The 19,099-nt window shown below is 35.6% G+C and carries 22 protein-coding genes and 1 pseudogene; 5 read left to right on the top strand and 18 right to left on the bottom strand.

The features are described 5' to 3' along the window. Nucleotides 1-25 precede the first annotated feature (25 nt). Together ACFSO7_RS15100 and ACFSO7_RS15095 are read right to left on the bottom strand one after the other, a co-directional pair. On the bottom strand, nucleotides 26-538 hold the full coding sequence (locus ACFSO7_RS15100; protein ID WP_377878161.1) for a cupin domain-containing protein: 513 nt from the start codon (nucleotides 536-538) through the stop codon (nucleotides 26-28). Nucleotides 539-711: 173 nt separating this feature from the next. Further along, nucleotides 712-1,575 carry a LysR family transcriptional regulator gene (locus ACFSO7_RS15095; protein WP_377878160.1) on the bottom strand — a complete coding sequence of 288 codons (864 nt, stop codon included), beginning with the start codon at nucleotides 1,573-1,575 and terminating at the stop codon, nucleotides 712-714. A 173-nt stretch (nucleotides 1,576-1,748) separates the two neighbouring features. Here ACFSO7_RS15095 and ACFSO7_RS15090 point away from each other — a divergent pair, with 173 nt between their 5' ends. Beyond that, complete coding sequence (locus ACFSO7_RS15090; protein ID WP_377878310.1) at nucleotides 1,749-2,294, top strand: cysteine hydrolase family protein; 546 nt, start codon at nucleotides 1,749-1,751, stop codon at nucleotides 2,292-2,294. Nucleotides 2,295-2,386: 92 nt separating this feature from the next. On the opposite strand, the gene ACFSO7_RS15085 is transcribed toward ACFSO7_RS15090, so the two are convergent. After that, a complete protein-coding gene (locus tag ACFSO7_RS15085; RefSeq protein ID WP_377878159.1) occupies nucleotides 2,387-2,890 on the bottom strand; it encodes a DinB family protein in 504 nt (167 codons plus the stop codon). Nucleotides 2,891-3,147: 257 nt separating this feature from the next. On the opposite strand from ACFSO7_RS15085, the gene ACFSO7_RS15080 reads away from it, so the two are divergent. The 3 genes from ACFSO7_RS15080 to ACFSO7_RS15070 are packed head-to-tail and all read left to right on the top strand — an operon-like array spanning nucleotide 3,148 to nucleotide 4,326. Then, nucleotides 3,148-3,462 carry an ArsR/SmtB family transcription factor gene (locus ACFSO7_RS15080; protein WP_377878158.1) on the top strand — a complete coding sequence of 105 codons (315 nt, stop codon included), beginning with the start codon at nucleotides 3,148-3,150 and terminating at the stop codon, nucleotides 3,460-3,462. Continuing rightward, complete coding sequence (locus ACFSO7_RS15075; protein WP_377878157.1) at nucleotides 3,443-3,898, top strand: SRPBCC family protein; 456 nt, start codon at nucleotides 3,443-3,445, stop codon at nucleotides 3,896-3,898. Before ACFSO7_RS15080 ends, ACFSO7_RS15075 begins: the two co-directional genes overlap by 20 nt. Nucleotides 3,899-3,936: 38 nt before the next feature. Next, nucleotides 3,937-4,326, top strand: coding sequence for an SRPBCC domain-containing protein (locus tag ACFSO7_RS15070; RefSeq protein WP_377878156.1), 390 nt, complete (start codon nucleotides 3,937-3,939; stop codon nucleotides 4,324-4,326). Between the two features lie 96 nt (nucleotides 4,327-4,422). Here ACFSO7_RS15070 and ACFSO7_RS15065 read toward each other — a convergent pair whose 3' ends face one another. The 15 genes and pseudogenes from ACFSO7_RS15065 to ACFSO7_RS14995 form a co-directional block, all read right to left on the bottom strand. Continuing rightward, a complete protein-coding gene (locus ACFSO7_RS15065; RefSeq protein ID WP_377878155.1) occupies nucleotides 4,423-4,947 on the bottom strand; it encodes a DinB family protein in 525 nt (174 codons plus the stop codon). A 51-nt stretch (nucleotides 4,948-4,998) separates the two neighbouring features. Further along, nucleotides 4,999-5,457 carry a hypothetical protein gene (locus ACFSO7_RS15060; protein ID WP_377878154.1) on the bottom strand — a complete coding sequence of 153 codons (459 nt, stop codon included), beginning with the start codon at nucleotides 5,455-5,457 and terminating at the stop codon, nucleotides 4,999-5,001. A gap of 115 nt (nucleotides 5,458-5,572) precedes the next feature. Then, entirely contained in the window at nucleotides 5,573-7,375 is a 1,803-nt protein-coding gene (locus ACFSO7_RS15055) for a 7TM diverse intracellular signaling domain-containing protein (protein ID WP_377878153.1), read from the bottom strand. Between the two features lie 191 nt (nucleotides 7,376-7,566). After that, nucleotides 7,567-7,743 (bottom strand): hypothetical protein, encoded by a 177-nt coding sequence (locus ACFSO7_RS15050; RefSeq protein ID WP_377878152.1) that lies wholly within the window; start codon nucleotides 7,741-7,743, stop codon nucleotides 7,567-7,569. Nucleotides 7,744-7,764: 21 nt separating this feature from the next. Then, complete coding sequence (locus ACFSO7_RS15045) at nucleotides 7,765-8,505, bottom strand: ABC transporter permease (protein WP_377878151.1); 741 nt, start codon at nucleotides 8,503-8,505, stop codon at nucleotides 7,765-7,767. A gap of 16 nt (nucleotides 8,506-8,521) precedes the next feature. Then, nucleotides 8,522-9,244 carry an ABC transporter ATP-binding protein gene (locus tag ACFSO7_RS15040; RefSeq protein ID WP_377878150.1) on the bottom strand — a complete coding sequence of 241 codons (723 nt, stop codon included), beginning with the start codon at nucleotides 9,242-9,244 and terminating at the stop codon, nucleotides 8,522-8,524. 168 nt (nucleotides 9,245-9,412) lie between these two features. Next, entirely contained in the window at nucleotides 9,413-10,627 is a 1,215-nt protein-coding gene (locus ACFSO7_RS15035; protein ID WP_377878149.1) for a sensor histidine kinase, read from the bottom strand. Nucleotides 10,628-10,672: 45 nt separating this feature from the next. Then, on the bottom strand, nucleotides 10,673-11,380 hold the full coding sequence (locus tag ACFSO7_RS15030) for a response regulator transcription factor (RefSeq protein ID WP_377878148.1): 708 nt from the start codon (nucleotides 11,378-11,380) through the stop codon (nucleotides 10,673-10,675). Between the two features lie 98 nt (nucleotides 11,381-11,478). Beyond that, entirely contained in the window at nucleotides 11,479-11,880 is a 402-nt protein-coding gene (locus tag ACFSO7_RS15025) for a VOC family protein (RefSeq protein ID WP_377878147.1), read from the bottom strand. Nucleotides 11,881-11,941: 61 nt separating this feature from the next. Beyond that, a complete protein-coding gene (locus ACFSO7_RS15020; RefSeq protein ID WP_377878146.1) occupies nucleotides 11,942-12,334 on the bottom strand; it encodes a GNAT family N-acetyltransferase in 393 nt (130 codons plus the stop codon). A 114-nt stretch (nucleotides 12,335-12,448) separates the two neighbouring features. After that, nucleotides 12,449-13,915 (bottom strand): protein adenylyltransferase SelO, encoded by a 1,467-nt coding sequence (locus ACFSO7_RS15015; RefSeq protein ID WP_377878145.1) that lies wholly within the window; start codon nucleotides 13,913-13,915, stop codon nucleotides 12,449-12,451. A 365-nt stretch (nucleotides 13,916-14,280) separates the two neighbouring features. Then, nucleotides 14,281-15,337 (bottom strand): annotated as a pseudogene (locus ACFSO7_RS15010) (metallophosphoesterase). A gap of 157 nt (nucleotides 15,338-15,494) precedes the next feature. After that, on the bottom strand, nucleotides 15,495-16,034 hold the full coding sequence (locus tag ACFSO7_RS15005) for a GNAT family N-acetyltransferase (RefSeq protein ID WP_377878144.1): 540 nt from the start codon (nucleotides 16,032-16,034) through the stop codon (nucleotides 15,495-15,497). A 77-nt stretch (nucleotides 16,035-16,111) separates the two neighbouring features. Then, complete coding sequence (locus ACFSO7_RS15000; protein WP_377878143.1) at nucleotides 16,112-16,516, bottom strand: VOC family protein; 405 nt, start codon at nucleotides 16,514-16,516, stop codon at nucleotides 16,112-16,114. Between the two features lie 603 nt (nucleotides 16,517-17,119). Beyond that, on the bottom strand, nucleotides 17,120-17,620 hold the full coding sequence (locus ACFSO7_RS14995; RefSeq protein ID WP_377878309.1) for a GNAT family N-acetyltransferase: 501 nt from the start codon (nucleotides 17,618-17,620) through the stop codon (nucleotides 17,120-17,122). Nucleotides 17,621-17,819: 199 nt separating this feature from the next. Between ACFSO7_RS14995 and ACFSO7_RS14990 the strand changes: the two genes are divergently transcribed. Then, a complete protein-coding gene (locus ACFSO7_RS14990; RefSeq protein ID WP_377878142.1) occupies nucleotides 17,820-18,638 on the top strand; it encodes a YitT family protein in 819 nt (272 codons plus the stop codon). The last annotated feature ends 461 nt before the right edge of the window (nucleotides 18,639-19,099 follow it).

Below are 19,099 nucleotides of genomic sequence, written 5' to 3'. Positions count from 1 at the left end.
TTAATGGATGTGCCCTTTCCTTTTCTTATTTAGTCTTATATGCCATTTTTCTTATGATTTCCTCATGTTCAGGATATATCTTCAATAAATCATCCTGATTAAACAGTTCGAAATCTTCAAAATCAAACCCTGGGGAAACCATACAGCCAACTAATGAGAAAGTCCCCTCCTCCATTACGGATGATCCAAAGATTGAATTTTTCGGTACTAATACTTGAGGTACTTCCCCATTTTCAAGATCCAAGCCTAATTTCATTTCATGATATTCACCACTCTCATCAATCACATGAACGGTTAGTGGACTTCCCCCATGAAAATACCAAAGCTCATCTGATTTGAGCCTATGTAAATGCGAGATGTCACCTGATCTTAGCAGGAAATAAATGCTCGTGTATAGTTTACGTTTGTTTCCGTTGCTTACTACACTTTTGTCTGAAATGATGGACTCGGAACTGTATGTACTTTTATAAAATCCACCTTCAGGATGGGGAATTAAATCTAGATTATTAATCCAATACTGTGCGTTTTTTTCGTTCACTGGCTCATTTCCTTTCTAGACAGTTTTCTATTATTAACTTTATCATTTTACCATTATCATGATGAACTTCTTCAACAGAATGGTAAATTTGAGTAAGAATTGACTATTGTTGAGTCCACCCGAGTAATGGATACTTGATGATATTTGGGAATTCCTAATACATATTTTCCCGTCTAGCCTCCCAAAACCATCTCAATAAACTTCTCGTGAGCTTTCGACAACCATTTGTTTTTGTGATAGGAGATTTGTGCATAAAACATAGGATTTTCATCAGACGACACAATGACTTTCATTTTTTCATCTCGTAACAGAGCTTCTATACTTATGTATGGCATCAAGCTAATCCCTAATCCACTTACAACACATTGTTTTATGGCTTCCATACTAGTAAACTCCAAATGACTATAAGTATTGATTCCATTCGCAATCAAATATCCTTCGAAAAATTGTCTTAACTCACAATTATTTGCACTAAAAATAAAACATTCCCCATCTGCTTCCTCTATAGACTTTACAGAATGGTTGCTATCCCCAACAAATACTAATGGCTCCTCTGACCAGATTTCTGTAATCAAATGAGGGTCATTGACCTTTGGTTCTAATGTGATCGCCATATCTAATTCTCCTGAATGTAGTCTCTCACGCAGAAGACTACAATGATCATTAATGAGAGAAAAAGTAACTTCCGGATAAGCCTTTTTATACTTTGATATCACTGATCCTAGCTTGTAAACAGTCAACGTTTCGGCTGCACCAACACGGATTTCACCCTTCATTGTATGATCGTCTGATGAAATATGTTTGATCTTTGAATACACCGTTAGTAATTCTACTGAGTACTGATACAAATCCTTTCCCATTTTTGTTAATTGAATTTGTTTGCCCAATCGATCAAATAAGGAAAATCCAAGCTCATCCTCAAGTTGCTGAATATGAGAAGTGATCGATGCCTGTGAGTACTGTAATGTGTGAGCAGCCTTTGTAAAGCTATTTAATTCAACTACTGCTTTAAAAGATTGAAGTTGACGAATCTCCATTTTATTTCCTCCTTTCTCTGGCTTTATCATTAGAAATTCTAAATATATTATTTAGTTATTTCAATTTTACTAATAATTAATTGTAACATACAATTCTAGTAAGAACCTGAAATTGTATTAAATACAAACAAACTAAAAAGCACATAACACATAGGAGGAATTTTTTCATGAAAATATCCACAAACACAGCTTTACTATTGATTGATGTTCAAAATTACTTCGATAATCCGGAAAATGGGAAGAGAAATAATCCAAATGCCGAAGAAAATATGGCAATATTATTAAACAGGTGGAGAGAAACAAATCGCCCAGTTATCCATATTCAACATATTAGTAATCCTTCCCTACCACATCATCCTGGGCGAGATATAAAAGACATGGTCGCCCCGCTTCATGGAGAGCCTGTGATGATAAAAAATGTAAATAGCGCCTTTATTGGTACTAACCTTGAAAGTTATTTAAAGGAAGCTAGCATTGAAACCCTAGTTATAGTTGGATTAACAACGGATCATTGTGTTTCTACGACAACAAGAATGGCAAAGAATCTTGGCTTCACTCCATTCATTGTATCTGATGCTACCGCTACCTTTGAACGAATGAGTTTTGATGGGAAGTTGTACAGTGCTGAAGAAATACATAACTTGGCTCTCGTCAGTTTGCATGAGGAATTCGCAACAGTAATTGAAACGATGGACGTTCTGGATTTATTAGAAGGCTAGTAATATTCATTGTAAAAGCAAGTTCCAGGCACATCTAAAAAAATCCTTCAGTGATGCCTGGAACTTTATGAATCAGTATGAACTTTGGCTATCTAGATTATCGGGGCTTCCATCCCCATATGACTCCACTCTTCCCTTGAAGGACCATACACACCTGGAACATTTAAGCCAGCTTGGCGCATTAGCACGGTCATTTGACCACGATGGTGAATAATATGCTTGATGAGAAGAGAAAGTGTTACTGCTTTTGGCATATCCATTCCAAACACATTTTTCATTTCACTTAAGGACTGGTCTGTCCACTGTTTTTTCACGGCATCACTAGTGTCTGCAGTTACTCTTCTAAAGGTTTCAGAAATTTCAAGGGCTGAAGTTGGGATAGTGTTTGAGTCTTTCACCTCTTCAACAGTGATGCCAAATTCAATAAGCATTCCTGGTGTACTTGATACGATATGCCAGGCAATGGCACCTAAAGTACGATCCTCAGGCGAAACCTTTTGTCCTAACGATTGGTCGGTAAGAGCATCCAAAACTTTTTGAGTGGAGGATGCTTCTTGATTCCACTCTTCGATAAATTCTTGAATTGAAGTATACATAAGTTTTTCCTCCGTTTTTTTTATGTACTGGATTTACTAATTGACTTGCAATCTTATTTTTCACCAAATCTTCACTTAAAAAACACCGATTTTCCGTAAAGCGATAAATCGGTGTTTTTCCATTCTCAACTCTGCCTAGCTTCAAATTTGCGCTAACATTATAGCTTCTCCAATGGAAGTAAGTTCCACTCTTGAAACCATAAACTTAAGTTGACACTTAATTAAGTATAAACTAAAATAAAAACATGATTGAAAAAGTGATACAAGCCATAACTGAACCACGACGTAGAGAAATATTGTCTCTCGTGCGCGATGGAGAAATGACTTCCAGCGCAATTGCCTCACATTTTGAAATTTCTGCTCCAGCCGTATCACAGCATCTCAAGGTTTTAGAAGAATCCGGACTAGTCGTTGTTCGAAAAGAAGGAACAAAACGGTACTATCGCATTAGGAGGGAAGGTTTTGCCGAATTGAAACTGTACATCGACCGTTTTTGGGATGATAGCTTATTACGTTTAAAAGAAGCAGCTGAAAAGGAGGAACGGATGAAAAATGACTCAAAATCAAAGTGAAATCATTATGAAAGAAATCTTTATTGAATGCCAACCTGATACTTTATTCTCATTCTTTACTGATCCAGAAAAAATGGTTCGTTGGATGGGAAGACATATACTGCTTGAGCCAAAAATAGGTGGAAAATATCGGATTGATGTAAACGGATCAGATATTGCTATGGGTGAATATATCGAACTCGTTCCTAATGAGAAACTTGTCATGACATGGGGCTGGGAAAAATCAAAAATTGTTCCTCCAGGTTCAAGTAAAGTTGAATTCAAACTCACTCCTAAAGACAATGGAACCTTATTAACCTTGACACACTACGATCTACCAGTTGAAGAAATCGCTTCCCACTTGCAAGGTTGGACTCATTACATGGACCGAATACAAATAGTAGCCGAAGGCGGAGATCCTGGTGTCGATCCTTGGTCCGAAAAGGGCATGCATTAATTTTTAATAAATACATTAAATAAGGAGGAATAAAAATCATGACTACTACTATTCATCATGAAGTATTGTTTAAAACAAGCCCTTCAAAATTGTACGAAACATTAACAAATTCACAGCAGTTTAGTGCCGTTACCGGAGGTGCTCCGACTGAGATTAGTCAAGAAGTAGGTGGAAGCTTCAAACTATTCGGGGGATATATCGAAGGTCGACATATTGAATTAGTTCCAAGTAAACGAATTGTACAAGCCTGGCGACCAGCAAATTGGGAAGAAGGATTATTTTCTATCGTTAAGTTTGAGCTTAAAGAGCACCATGAAGGGACCTTACTCATCTTTGATCATACGGGTGTTCCTGAAGATCAGATCGCACATCTGGATACAGGTTGGGGAGAAAACTATTGGAAACCGTTGGAGAAGTTTTTAGGGTAGTCGAACTTTAGAATACTCTAATAGGTGCGTAACCCCACATTTAATATGGAGTTACGCATCTTTATTTGATAAGCAATCTTCACAAACTGAATAAAATTAACCATTCATAATACGAAGATTAGCCTTCCATGGTCCAACATCCTCTTTGTAGCGATTTGCCAACACTCTTATAATTTGTGCAGTATGACTGAGATCATGGGCAGACCATGTTGCTAACAATTCACGAAGTTTTACTACTCCAAACTCAGGATGTTTCCCTGTTTGTTCTAGATTGATATGTGGATGATAAGTCATTTTTATTTTTTCGAGGTTCTTTTGTCGCAACTCTTCAAACTCACTTAGCAATGGATCCATTGTTTTCTCAGAGTTTAAAAGAAGCTGACTCCAACGGTCGAAGGGTGGGAAGGATTCAGACTCCCCCTTAGATAAAATCATCTCGACTCTTGGAATCCATAAATACTTTTCAGCCTCAATAAGATGCCCTACTACATCAAAGGGACTCCAAGTACCTTCACCTTCATTTGAAAAAATCCATTCACTTGATAAACCTGAAAGTAGATTACTTAATGCGCGAGGTGTTCTTTCAAGAATTTCTATAGCCTCATTAAACTTAAAATTCACTTCAACAACCTCCCTTATCAGCATAATTACATGATCATATTACTATATATCTCATTTAATATGATGATTCCAAGTTTTAACCAATCTATTATTTAATAGGTAGCCTAGTAATAAGCCATACAATGCATGTCCAAGTAACCAATAAAATAGTGCGGAATAATTATTTAAAGCAGGAGTTCTGGTGGAAAGAGCTGTAATTGGAAAAAGTAAGAGAGCTATAGTGATACATACGACCACAACAAGAGTAATTTTCCGCTTACTTTCCCATTCCTTTGTTGTGAGAAACTTCACTAAGAATAGGCTCAATAAAATAGAAACAATTAGATGGAACCCAAATTCAATACTTTCAGATAATCTAAAGCGATTAATCCATGGGATATAATCAACATTTAGTAATAGCGTATACACTTTTAAACTTGTTATCGTTTCAATAACCTTCAAAAAAAAGCCAAGAAAACATCCAGAAATAATACCGGCTAGGATTGCCTTCTTATACCTTCGATCTTTCAATTTTTTCTCACTCCTAAACTTAGACGAGTAGAAGCCTAAAATAGTGTTAGGTACCACTCGTGGAAAAATAAAACTGTCTGCCCACGAGTGATACCGCTGATACCCAAATACACTTTTAATCTGGAAATTGTTCTTTCACCGCTAAAATTTTATCCAAGTTTTCTAAAAAAGTATCAATTAGAACTGGATCAAAATGTTTTCCCTTCTCTTCGTCAAAAAGAGAGAGAATGGCATTAAGATCCCAAGCATTCTTATATGAGCGACTACTACCAAGTGCATCAAATACATCCGCAATGGCTGTAATTCTAGCATAAATATTTATTTCTTCACCTTTTAATCCTTGAGGGTAACCTGTTCCATTAAATTTTTCATGATGTTGGTGAGCGATAATTGCCGCTAGTTTAAGAATATCTCTTGTGGAGTGCTTAAGCATATCATAACCAATTGTTGTATGCGATTTAATGACAGCAAACTCCTCCAAAGATAATTTTCCCGGCTTATGGAGTATTGAATCTGGAATACCTACCTTTCCAATATCATGCATCGGCGAAGCAACCTTTAGTTTTTCAACTTCTTCCCTAGAAATTCCAATGGCTTCAGCAATGATTGCCGAGTATTCCGCCACCCTCTTCACATGGTTAGAAGTTTCCTTTGAGCGAGCTTCAATTACCTCCCCCATTGTAAAAACAATTTCTCGCTGTGTATCTTCCATTTCTAAGTTTAACTGTTCTTTTTCCCTTCTAATTCGATCAACCTGAGAGGATAATCCTAGTGAAAATAATATTAACTCAGAGGAAGATCCTAGAAATAGAATATACTCTGTTAAAAATGAATCAGGGATAACCCCAGCATCATTTAACATTGATATTGAATTCGCAATAAGGAATACAACCCAAGCCAGTAAAAAATACTTTGCTAAAAAGTATTTTCTTCTCCACGAAGCAATTCCTATAAATAAAAATAATGGTCCATGAAGTACGCTCGTTACAAAAACAATATTCAATGCAATCGGATAACTCCAAAGAAGCAAAATTGCTATCGTAATTAATTGGACCACAATAAATACTTTTAAAATCTTATGAATTCGTGGCAACATTTCTTTCGTGCTTAAAAACTTCATTACGAAGACACAAGACAGTAGTGCTGATAAAGCCAAGAAAAAAACAATAGACCTATTATTCCACCACGGCTGATTCGGCCATAACCACTGATAAGCATCTCCAAGATTGGTCATTGGAATAAACATAAAGGAAAATGAAAACAACGAATAATAGACATAACTTTTATTCCGTAAAAAAATGAATAGAAAAAAGTTATAGATGGCCATGACTAGGACAATGCCATAATAAACAAAATGAATGGCTGTTTGCTTTTCGTTATGCGAAAAAAATGCATGTTCATCCCATACTGAAATTGGTATTTTCATAGCTCCTTCTGTTTCTGCTCTAATGAAGTATGTTTTTTCTTCACCTTGATTCACATGTAAATCAAAAACAAAGCTTCGGGCTTGAACTTCTCTTTGTGAAAAAGGATAAAGATCGCCAGATTTGATTTCTGTGAATTCACCATTATCATTTGGTAGATACAGAGATAAATAGTCGAGTGGAGGCGAATCAATTTCAAGCATCCAATCTTTTTTTGTTGATTGATTTCTCACAGTAAAAGAGAGCCAATAAACGGAGGAAGTATAGCCAAAACTAGGGACATTAGTAGTTGTAGCATGAAACTTATCCTTATATTTCGACACAACTTCATCAAGTGTAAATGTGCCGTTCTTATCTTCTAGGAACAATACTTGATTAGGTTTAATTTCAGTTGTTTTATTCGTTAAAACGAAGGGTGTGGTTGCAAAGCAATTTTTACTATAGAACATTACTATTAATAAAAATATAAACACGATTACTAACTTTCTCTTCATGATGTCTATCTCCTGGTTTTATTTCCTTTTTCATGATTATATTCTATTGAACTTCCATTTGAGTAGTCTGATTAGCGAAAATTTGACAATATTTTTATTTCCCGATAGATTCTGAACATTCCAGAACAAATTCATAGGAAAAAACCTCCAATGTGGTTGGAATGGAGGCTTTGGTCCTATGTCGATAAATATCATTCAATCCCTTTTTTACGTTTGAGTAATTGCATGCATCCTACAATGATATAGAATGCCAGCAATAAGAATCCAACAATCATTAACGCTACACTTTTATTGAGATAGCCTAAGAAGAACATCGGTACTGTTGACGGAGTCAAATACAAAAGATTAAATTTATGATTCTTCTCCAAAAGAATCACCTCATTTTCCAATTAGTCCGTCCAGCGAAAAAATTTCGTTCCAATCAGAGTTGAAATAACTAGTATTCCAGCTATTACAACGACGTCAATGACAGCACCTGATGTGAATAGAGTTCCATTCCAACCATCCCTCAAGACATTGACTACATAGGTTAGCGGAACGATCACGGCAGTTTTTTGCAAAATATCCGGTAAGGTTTCTAACGGAATCGTCGCTCCTGACAAAAACATCATTGGATACATGGCTATCATAGCAATCCCTAAAGCCGTTTGCATCCGTTTGGCAAGACTGGAAACAATAAATCCAATCGAAAAAAACGTGACCGAACAAAAGGTTAAGGCGATAAAGAATTGAAGTGGGTGTTCCGTTAATCGAGATTCAAAGCCAAACTTTGCAATGAGTAAAATTTCGATTGCACCTACATAAATGGCGAAAAATCCTTTAATAATCGTGGCAGTAAAAATCGCATTCTGGTTTAGCGGAGTTCCTTTTAATCGTTTGTAAACCCCTTTTTCCCGGTCGATGACAACTTGAAGCCCCATGGAAAAAAAGGCTGTTGTAAAAATAATAATCGCAATCATGCTTGGTATATACGCTTGGAAATAATCCAAACCATCATACGAATTCGTTTTAAACATCATTCCAAAAACGATAAAGCTTATGGCTGGTACAATGAACGTAAATAATAACGCCAATGTTTCTCGAAAAAATAATTTCAGTTCCATTTTCGTGTGTGCTAATACTGACTGCATAAGTTCTCCTCCTATCTTAAGAAACGACCGCATGTCGTAAATAAACATCTTCCATTGTTCCTTCTCCATCGATTAGGGTGTCAATTAAATTTTTAGGTTGATCACAAGCAACAAGGCGTCCTTTTTTGATGATCGCGATACGATCACAATGTCTCTGCGCTTCATCCATATAATGTGTCGAAAGAATAATCGTTTTCCCTTCCGCTCGGTATCGATTAATACAACCCCATAATTCCAATCGAGCTTGTGGATCTAAGCCTGTTGTCGGTTCATCTAAAAATATAATCTCCGGATCATTCACTAATGCTAAAGCTAATGACGTACGCTGCTGCCAGCCACCTGAGAGATTTTTCACATATTTATTTAGATAATGTCGCAGCCCAAGCGTTTCGATAATTTCCTGCAAGTCTCTTCTCTTTTCATAATAGGAACTGAATAATTCCAACGCCTCTTTTACTTTTATCCGATCGTAAAGAGCTGTTTGTTGAAGTTGGATTCCAATTTTTTGCTTAATCTCGTTCGAGGCTTCCTGAATGTCCATCCCAAGAATCTTAACCGATCCAGAATCTGATTTACGTAACCCCATCATGATTTCTAATGTCGTAGATTTTCCAGCCCCATTTGCTCCAATTATGCCAAGCACCTCTCCTTTTTTGATCTTTAAAGATATACCGTCAACCGCTTTTACATTTCCATAGCTTTTATATATATTTTCTAATTCAATGACATTCTTTTGCATTAAAAGATCCCCTTTCATTCTTACTTATCTGCCTTTCCTTATTTATGCTTATCATACAAGCGGAATCTTAATTTAATCTTAATTCAACCATATTTTACTATTAAGATTGCACCATACTTTCGGAATATAAGAAAAAGGTATAGTGCAAGCACTATACCTTTTTCTGTCTTATATCGGCAGTTCAATGATAAAATTTGTTTTACCTCTTTTAGGATTTACATCCACATCTACTTTGCCATTGTGCTTTTCAATAATTTTTCTCGTAATGGCTAGGCCTAAACCTGAACCGCCATCATTCATTCTGCTTTTATCGCCTCTTACAAAAGGATCGAAAAGTGAATGAGCGAGCTCTTCATCTATTCCTACACCATTATCTCCAATTTCCATTGTCATGGAGTCATTGCATTTACTCAACCGAATATAAACCATCGTTTTCTCTGTGTTATATTTAATAATATTTTCCAGAATATTAGATATGGCTCTATATAGAAGCTTTTGGTCAAATCGATACAAATTGGGGTTACTTGGGATATCGATATCGAGTTCCATTTCCTTCGCTTCAAACAATTCATAGTATTCAACAATGATTTCTCTAAAAAACTCACATAAATCTTTTTCTTCTTTATTTATCGGGAAATCTGGGCTATCTAATTTTGAAAACATAAATAACTCATCAATTAATGCATTCACCCGTATTGACTTATCATGTATGTATTTCAGAAACTTTTTCTTTTGATCCTCATCCTCAATCATTCCTTCGTATAAAGCCTTCGAGTATCCTTGAATCGTTGTCATTGGTGTTTTAAGGTCATGAGAGATATCGGCAAGCATTCTTTTTTTACTTTCTTCAAGTAAAGTCTTTTCTTGATTCTTTTTTTCAAGCTCTTCTGCCACACGTTGAAGATTTTCGTTCAATTCTTTATACCTTAATGAAGTTTTCATAATAAAGGGTAGGATACTTCCACCAAACAGTGGAGGAATGAGGCTGATCAATAAATAAAGTCCATTAAAAAACACGGTTTGATAAATTAGATATAGACTGGTTACAGTAAAGCTCCCACATAACAAGTACATCCACTTCAAAGGCAAACGGACGATTTGAAATGCAAAAACAAAAATAAGATATAAATACATCGGATTATATAAGAACCCGAATCCTAAAGTTAGGATGACTTCAGTAGCAATGAGTAACTTAGCAAAGCGCGCACTCCAAAAGACTTGTCTGTAAATCATTACAAAAATAATCAATAACAAAAGACCGAGGTACTGTTTATAAGATGGCTCCTGGAGCATAAAGTAGAATGGTATAAACATATTTACAAGATAAATATATGGATGCCATCCTTCATTTGGTGGAAATATTTTTTTTCCGATATGATGCAAATTCATCCCTACTCTTTAAGAAAATAGATCAATTGTATGAAATATCTATTTTTTTTCTAATTTATAACCTAAACCTCTTACCGTTTTTATATAGACTGGTTTTTTCGGGTTTTCTTCAATTTTTTCCCTTATTTTAGAAATGTGGACATTAATCGTGTTGTCCCCATCTCCATCTATATAATAATCATCCCATGCTTTTTCGAAAATTTGTTGTTTTGTATACACTCTTCCAGGTGAGTCCATTAACAATTCTAGAATTCGATATTCTATTTTCGTTAATGGAATACTAATCCCATTTCGAATAATCGAAAATGTAGCTTCATCTAAGGTAAGATCTCCAACCATTTTTTTGTGTGTTTCATTTTTTTGTGAAGCTTCATTTGAATAGCTATAGGTTCGTCTTAAAAGGGCTTGAACTCTTGCCACAACCTCCAACGGATTAAAAGGCTTTTGAATAAAATCGTCTGCTCCCAAACCGAGTCCTAATATTTTGTCATGATCCTCGTTTTTCGCTGAAATAATAATGATCGGTATAGCCATGGTTTCTCTTACTTTTTTAATAAGCTGGTATCCATCTATGATTGGCATCATCAGATCGACTAAAATTAAATCTATTTTATGAAGGTTAATAAACTCAATAGCCTTGCTTCCATCATGCGCTTCCATTATATGATAACCATCTTTCTCAAGATATAGCTTTAATAATTCTGTGATTTCTGGCTGGTCATCTACAATTAAAATGTTTCTTGTCACTGGAACCCCCCTTATCCTATTACTCTTTTTTCTAGTATATCAAGTGAGTATTACAGTTTATAGATTAATATAGAAATTGTCAGTTTAAAAAGTGAAGATTATAAATTAGGCGCTACTAATTCAACTTTCATTCTATCTGGATCTTCAAAGTATACAGCATAGTGGTTATTTCCTCCGGCAAAAGGATGCTTATTTGTATAAAGAATGTGTACGCCATTTTCTTTTAACTTAATTGTCATATCATCAACTTGCTTGCGGGAACTTGCGTGAAAGGCCAAATGATTAAGACCTACTCGACATCTATGATACGGGATATCAAGAAATCTCTCCTCAGCCTGGACGAAAACAATATAGGTTTCACCCATTTTCCAGCTCTGACCACCATCCCATTCTTGAAAAACATGATACCCTAATTCCTCTAAAAACCAACCCCAAAAATCAATTGTGTTCTTTAAATTAGAAACGTATATTTCGATGTGATGAATCAGTCCCTGTGACAATTTGTACTCCCCCCGTAGATTTAATTTTTCTTGGTCAAACAAATTCCCTTCAATATGGAACCTATTTTTTTCTATGTAACACAAATTGCGATTTACTCCGCTTAAACGAGTTACTTTGGTAAAAAGGAACAAGGTGCTCCTCGCAAAACAAACTGACAACATCTATATGTGTAAGTTCACTCATGATTTTCGAAATAAGCTGTTTTCCAATACCAGACTTTTGAAATTCGCTATGAACAACAACATCTTCAATGTACGCACGAAATTTCCCGTCAGTGATCGCTCTTGCAAATCCAACAAGTCTATCATCATCCCAAACACCGATGGCAATTACTGATTTTAGCATTTCCTCGATCTCTTGCTCTGTTCGTTCTGCCCACCAGCCCGCATCATTGTATAATTCCATTAATTGTATTGCTTTAAATGGTTTGTCTAAAAAATTATAATATTTCATTACCTCTCTCCGTTCCCAAAAAGCTTACTATATGTACTGTAAAAAAGTACCTGCCTCCCAATCTATTGGATGGGGAGGCAGGCATCGGTTTTGAAGAAACGATCCAAATAAGATTTATGTGCCACAAAAAGTTTGGTAAGGACGATTTGTAGGTATAGGTAGTGTTGAGTATTCAGCCTGTTCAGCAGTGTGAGCGCAAGGATTTGAAAGAACATCAAGCAGTCGCCTCATTACACTATAATCCCCTTGACTCACTGCAGCCTCTAGGGCTTCTTCAACTCGGTGGTTCCGAGGAATAACTGCTGGATTATTGTTTCTCATCAATTGTTGTGAGGAATCCTTTGATTCCTGCTGTCTACCTAATCTCTTCTGCCACATTTCATGCCACCCAGCAAATTCTGGTGTTTCAAATAGAAGTGTTTCATCTAGCTTTTCAAATGTTAATGCAAGGAAAGTATTTGTATAGTCTGCACGATACTTCTGCATCATAGTGAGGAGTTCCTTTATAAGTGATTCATCCTGCTCCTCTTCATTAAAGATGCCTAGTTTTGCTCTCATCCCTGAAAGCCATCTAGATTGATATAATTTACTAAAATCTGAAAGGGCATCCTCAGCTAACTTGACTGCCTGCTCTTGATCGTCATGCAATAGCGGCAATAGTGTTTCGGCAAATCTGGCGAGATTCCAAACACCAATATATGGCTGATTGCCATAGGCATATCTTCCTTCTCTATCAATCGAACTGAATACTGTTGCTGGGTCGTAAACATCCATGAATGCACAAGGACCATAATCAATGGTTTCACCACTGATCGCCATGTTGTCCGTGTTCATCACCCCGTGAATAAAGCCCACCAATTGCCATTTCGCAATTAGCTCTGCCTGGCGCTTAATTACTTCCTGAAGTAGTGAAAGATAGCGACTATCATCAACTTCAATGTTTGAAAAATGACGCTTTAATGTGTAATCAGCCAGGTCCCGAAGCTCCTCAACTGTGCCCCATTTTGCAACGTATTGAAAAGTAGCAACGCGTATGTGACTGGAAGCCACACGAGTCAAAATCGCACCAGGAAGGTTGGTTTCACGGATGATCGACTCTCCAGTTATTACAACCGCTAGACTTCGCGTCGTTGGAATACCTAGTGCATGCATAGCTTCACTGATGATGTATTCGCGCAGCATCGGTCCAAGTGCGGCACGTCCATCGCCCCCTCTGGAGTAGGGCGTTCTACCTGAACCCTTAAGCTGAATATCAACGCGCTCACCTTGTGGTGTGATTTGCTCACCAAGCAGCAGAGCTCGGCCATCCCCTAACATGTTAAAATACCCGAACTGATGCCCCGCATAAGCTTGAGCAAGAGGAGAAGCACCTTCAGGTATTTGGTTGCCAGCAAGCTCAGCTACACCTTCTTCGCTTTGCAACGTATGAACGTTTAAACCAAGCGATGTTGCCAAAGGATTATTAAAAATAATTAGCTTTGGTGAACGTACAGGAGTTGGGCTGAGGCTAGAAAAAAATGATTTAGGCAGACGAGCATAACTATTGTCTAAGTTCCATCCAATTTCATTATTCTTAGTCATCGTATCTCCTTCTCTTCTTTTGGATATTAGTTTTTTATAAAAATCAGTGGCATTTTAGTATCAACTTTCTAAACCAAGCCAGCTCTTATTAGTGTCTGATTCTGCCAATTTATTATACCGTTTCTATCCATTGAAAGTGAACGCAAAAAGGAATAGCCCAAATAAGTTAAAATAAACCGTAATAAACGATGGTAACTGTCACTATTTACAAACATTCGTTTCTATCACTATATTATTTACCTAATAAATATTAATAAAATAGTATTACAACTACGTAACCCTCCCAGTAGCGACTGTCCCGATTGTATGAAGAGTTAAAAAGTGTTGATGTGACTAATTTTTTTATTTATCAGTTTTCCATTTTATTACTGAAAAGTTACTTCAATCCTAACAATCTCTGATCGACTACCAATTCGGATAGGTGGTCCCCAAAAGCCAAATCCAGATGAAACAATAGCATGGAGCTGATTAAATTGACGATATCCCCAATCTAATTCATACATTCTTTGAGTAATAAAATGGTTAGGTGCCATTTGCCCCCGATGGGTATGGCTCGACAAGAGTAAATCCACACCACTCTTTTCGGCATGTATAATTTCTGTAGGTTGATGGTCCATCATCACAATTGGAAAGGTTTGATCCACATCATGAAGCAACTTTTCGATTACTTGACGATTTGAGTCTATTTTATCCTTACGACCAACAAGATAAAAGGATTCACCCTACCTTTATGATTTCATCTTGTAAAATAGAGACCCCAATACGATTCATTTCTTTTACAAACTCCGGAATGGCTCTCCCGTAGTATTCATGGTTGCCTAAAACTCCAAAAACACCTAAAGGAGCTGACAGTTCTTTCATCACATTCCCCATATTTTTTTGAATAAATGGCTCCGGGTCGTCATCGATAATATCACCAGGGAACAAGATGATATCTGGATTCAACTCATTTATTCCCTTTACAAGTCGTCGGAGATGAGCTAATCCTGACAAGCTGCCGAAATGCATATCTGAAGCCATAGCAATCGTTAGCTTTGTGCATGGATGTTCTTTTTTCGAAATGACAACCGAATAAGATCGAACGATTGGGCTATAAGCATTGTATGTCCCATATATAATAATAAATAAGAATATCACTAGGAAAGAAACACCAACCCAAGTAATAATCGTTTCCTTAGGGAATCCCACAATACTTAATATCCAAACTATAAGATTCGTAATGGGCAACAATAGAAGTGCATACTGCAATACAGCAAACCAATAGGAACCTATTATCCTGATGAAGGTCAAACTCTTGATTACTCGACCAATTAAATAAGAATTAAACAAAAGACCTACAAGGATTCCATATAACCATTTTCCCTCTAAACCGAAAACTGTGTGAAGCCAAACCCAACCATTCCAGCTAATGTAAATGGCCATTAACGAATATATGGGCAAGAAAAAGAACTATCCGAAAAATAAATTGACGTTTCATAAACGTACTCCTTTGAAATTGTAGAAGTACTACAAAATATAGTTTCTAAATCAATAATCTACCAAGCAGAATTGTCTAACAGTAAGTCCTATATAAAGCTAATTAGTCCCGACCAAATTGGGTTCGTAATACAGTTATAAATCCATCCAAAATTTCATGACTAACAGAAAATCCTTTACGTTTATAAAATTCCAAGGCATCATGATTGCCATTTGAGACATAGATAAAATAATCTTCAATATCTTCAAATTGCTTCAGCCACTCTATGGACATATTGAAAAGTTTAGAACCAATCCCATATTGTCTGTATTCTTCTTTAATATAAAATTGGGATAAACAACCTACATTTTTTCTATTAACAGAAGAAAGGTCAAAAAAAGTGGCAAATTCATTTGAATAGGTTTCTTTAGGTGAAATATTGGAATACACATAACCTACTATTTTTTCATCATCTTTAACTACCACAATATAATTGTGTATTGCACTTTTTATCGAAGGGATCATCCTTGTGTCAAAATTCATATTTTCAAATAGCTCTGGTTTCATGTATGCTTTCGACTTTTGAAAGACCATCAGTTCATTACATAATTCTCGACAGTATTCAGCTTTTTCTACTGGAATAATTTCGTATGTAAAATTCATTTTTTTCACTCCTTACTTATCATCCTATTCAGTCCATAAAAACTATTTTGTATAAAATTCATTTAATAACGCAATCGTTATATTCCTTTATTATCTCGTAATTCAATAATAGTGGCTTCAGGAGCAATTATTTTACACAAACTCCCATTCTCGACATGATAAATTTCTTGACCATCTTTTAATATAAAGTCAACGCCCCATTCCTTCAATTTTTTGACCTCCTCAACTAAATCCTCTACCCAAAGACAAAGATGAACGATTCCCTGCGTATTTGGATTTATATTACTAAGGTTTTCTCCTACTTTTCCAGTTTGTAATTCAATATAAAAATCTCCTAATCTTAACCAAGAGTTAAAATGGCGATTATGAAAATTGGGACATTCTGAAACTAATTCAAAACCAAGAAGTTCCTTATAAAAATGTAAGGATTCTTCATAATGGTTTGTCTGAATACATATATGATGAACAAAATGAGAACTCATTTAATCTCCTTTTTAAAGGTAAGCTTTACCTGATTTTTTTTATCTCTTTTAACTAGAGTGTTGATTTCCGCTGCAGTCGCTTGCTTTCCGCGGGGCGGGCGCTGGCTACCCTGTGTCTGTGGGGTCTCACCTGTCCCGCTAATCTAAGCAGGGTCAAGTCATTTCCACTCCAATCAACGGTTTAAAAATCGACAATAAATTTTAACAAAACCTAATAATTATGAATGTACCACACTAATCCTGTTAATAGATTGATTAGCGCAACATTAGTACTAAGTATTTTTCTCGTTTATAAATCAATTAAGAAAAAGAATCCTAATGACATCTGCTGACTCATATAATGGTTCAACCAATTAGGATTATGAATCTATATAATATTAATTTGGCTATATGCAAACAGGTTATTGGCTGAAATTGCGTAATAACTTCAATATGCATAAAGTTCATAGAAACGACAAAAATCCAACCAAAAGAAGAGGTAACCGGTCAGAGTTATTCTAAACACTTCACTTATTCCTTTCAGAGTTCCGAAATAAATGACTTCACACTCTCCTTTAATATTGCTTGTTTGCAAAGACCGTAGTACATTTTTTATTCCAGTCTTTATGTACGATTATTAATCATTAACTGGTAAAAATCCACATCCTGCCACTCCCCGAATTTAAACCCAACCTCTTTAAAGCAGCCAACAAATTCAAAACCAAATTTCTTGTGAAGCTTCACGCTTCCCTCATTACCACCAGTAATTCCTGCAATAATCGTGTGATAACCAAGATCAATTGCTCGTCTTATGATCTCTTTCATAAGTGCGCTACCAATACCATAGCCTTGCTGTGTTTGAGATATGTAAATCGATATTTCTGTCGTTTTGGAATACGCCGGTTTAGCCCTGAAGGAACTTAAACAACAATATCCCACAACTTCTCCATTTCGCTCAGCTACAATTAATGGATACTTTTCATCATGAGAGTCAAACCAAATTTTACGTTTATCCAATGTTTGAACTTCTATATCGAATGTCGCTGTTAAATGACGAATTGCATAATTATATATATCTAGCATTGCCGGTAAATCAAGAATAGTAGCTTCTCTTATATCCACGATTATACTTCCCTTCTAATAAAAACATTATAGAAATTTTATATTATAACTAAAGAGAAATATATTGATTTCTTAGATTATTTAATAAGAATTATTTTACTGCTTTAGTCTATTAAAGTTTAAATTATCTTATAAATTCAATTATCCATTTTCACTATTATAATAATGTGTAATCAATATGAAATACTAGGAGGGATCGGCTTTGAAGATATTAGGAATTTTAACTGGGTCCATTCTTGTTGCAATTGCTTTTAACTTATTTCTCATTCCACATGAGATTATGAGTAGTGGTATTAGTGGATTATCCATTATCCTAGGTATGTTTACCCCTTTTAATGCAGGAATTTATAACCTTCTATTAAACTTTCCTTTATTAATCATAGGATATATGAAATTAGGAAGAACCTTTATCATCAATACTATTCTATCCGTTATTAGCATTTCAGTTAGTTTATATTTCATACCTATTCATGAGATTGCTACCAATTCCATTTTATCATCCGTCTTTGGTGGAGCATTGGTAGGATTAGGAATTGGCATTATTTTTCGCTCATCTGGTTCATCTGGTGGATTTGATATTATTGGTATGTTACTAACTCGCCATAAAGATTTTCCAATGGGGACTTTGTTATTTGGAATGAATGGTTTTGTTATTCTTATATCAGGTTTCTTAATTAGCTGGGATGCATCACTAAATACATTAGTATCTATTTTTGTAACGGGGAAGGTCATTGATTCTATTCATACCCATCATGTAAAAATAACCCTCATGATTATTACAAAAAAAGGCGAAGAAATGAGGCAACAATTGTTGTCCAATGTATATAGAGGCGTCACTATGATTGATTCAGTCGGAGGTTACTCTAACGAAAAAAGTCATATCCTCATGACGGTTGTTACTCGTTATGAATTAACAGAAATAAAAAACCTTATTCATGAAGTCGACCCCACTGCATTTGTGAATATTACTCAAACGATAGAGGTTATGGGGCTATTTCATAAAAAAGAAATTGCATCTTAAACGAAGAAGTTTTCATTTGATAGAATAGAAAAAAATATACTAAAACCTAAATCACGTTTAGTTTTAGAGTTAACTCTAACCTTTTTAAAAGTAGATGGAGAGGCAGACTTTTTCAGCTTTCGAAATCGACGATCAGTGCGATAAAGTATCTGCTGCGTTTGATGAAATATTTAAAGGCAATGATTGACTATGTGTAAAATAAAGTGAAATAAATTTTCCTCTTTTTGAACTCTGTGAAGAGGTTAAGCAATAATTTAAGCAGTCGATTTAACATAAATTCGTACTGCTCTTTCTAATTTCCACAACTTGAATGATGCTAGGAACTATCCTATATTCGGATTGCGCCTAGTATAGTAAATAGGTCAAATAAATAGAAAAAGGCCACCGTTTTCATTGTAAAATGGAAGTACCTATCACAGAACTTCCAATATTACTACCCTAACCAAGGAGATGAAAACGAT

The sequence above is a fragment of the Bacillus sp. CGMCC 1.16607 genome (assembly GCF_042683745.1).
Lineage (GTDB): Bacteria > Bacillota > Bacilli > Bacillales > Cytobacillaceae > Pseudoneobacillus.
Note: the sequence above shows the minus strand (reverse complement) of the source record. Positions and strands in the feature narration are given on the sequence as shown.

Coding starts and splice junctions, on each gene's coding strand:
- ACFSO7_RS15055 (WP_377878153.1), bottom strand. CDS start 7,375: ATGAAGAGAAAGTTAGTAATCGTGTTTATATTTTTATTAATAGTAATG.
- ACFSO7_RS15045 (WP_377878151.1), bottom strand. CDS start 8,505: ATGCAGTCAGTATTAGCACACACGAAAATGGAACTGAAATTATTTTTT.
- ACFSO7_RS15075 (WP_377878157.1), top strand. CDS start 3,443: ATGACTCAAAATCAAAGTGAAATCATTATGAAAGAAATCTTTATTGAA.
- ACFSO7_RS15000 (WP_377878143.1), bottom strand. CDS start 16,516: ATGAGTTCTCATTTTGTTCATCATATATGTATTCAGACAAACCATTAT.
- ACFSO7_RS15005 (WP_377878144.1), bottom strand. CDS start 16,034: ATGAATTTTACATACGAAATTATTCCAGTAGAAAAAGCTGAATACTGT.
- ACFSO7_RS15070 (WP_377878156.1), top strand. CDS start 3,937: ATGACTACTACTATTCATCATGAAGTATTGTTTAAAACAAGCCCTTCA.
- ACFSO7_RS15085 (WP_377878159.1), bottom strand. CDS start 2,890: ATGTATACTTCAATTCAAGAATTTATCGAAGAGTGGAATCAAGAAGCA.
- ACFSO7_RS15015 (WP_377878145.1), bottom strand. CDS start 13,915: ATGACTAAGAATAATGAAATTGGATGGAACTTAGACAATAGTTATGCT.
- ACFSO7_RS15095 (WP_377878160.1), bottom strand. CDS start 1,575: ATGGAGATTCGTCAACTTCAATCTTTTAAAGCAGTAGTTGAATTAAAT.
- ACFSO7_RS15020 (WP_377878146.1), bottom strand. CDS start 12,334: ATGAAATATTATAATTTTTTAGACAAACCATTTAAAGCAATACAATTA.
- ACFSO7_RS15040 (WP_377878150.1), bottom strand. CDS start 9,244: ATGCAAAAGAATGTCATTGAATTAGAAAATATATATAAAAGCTATGGA.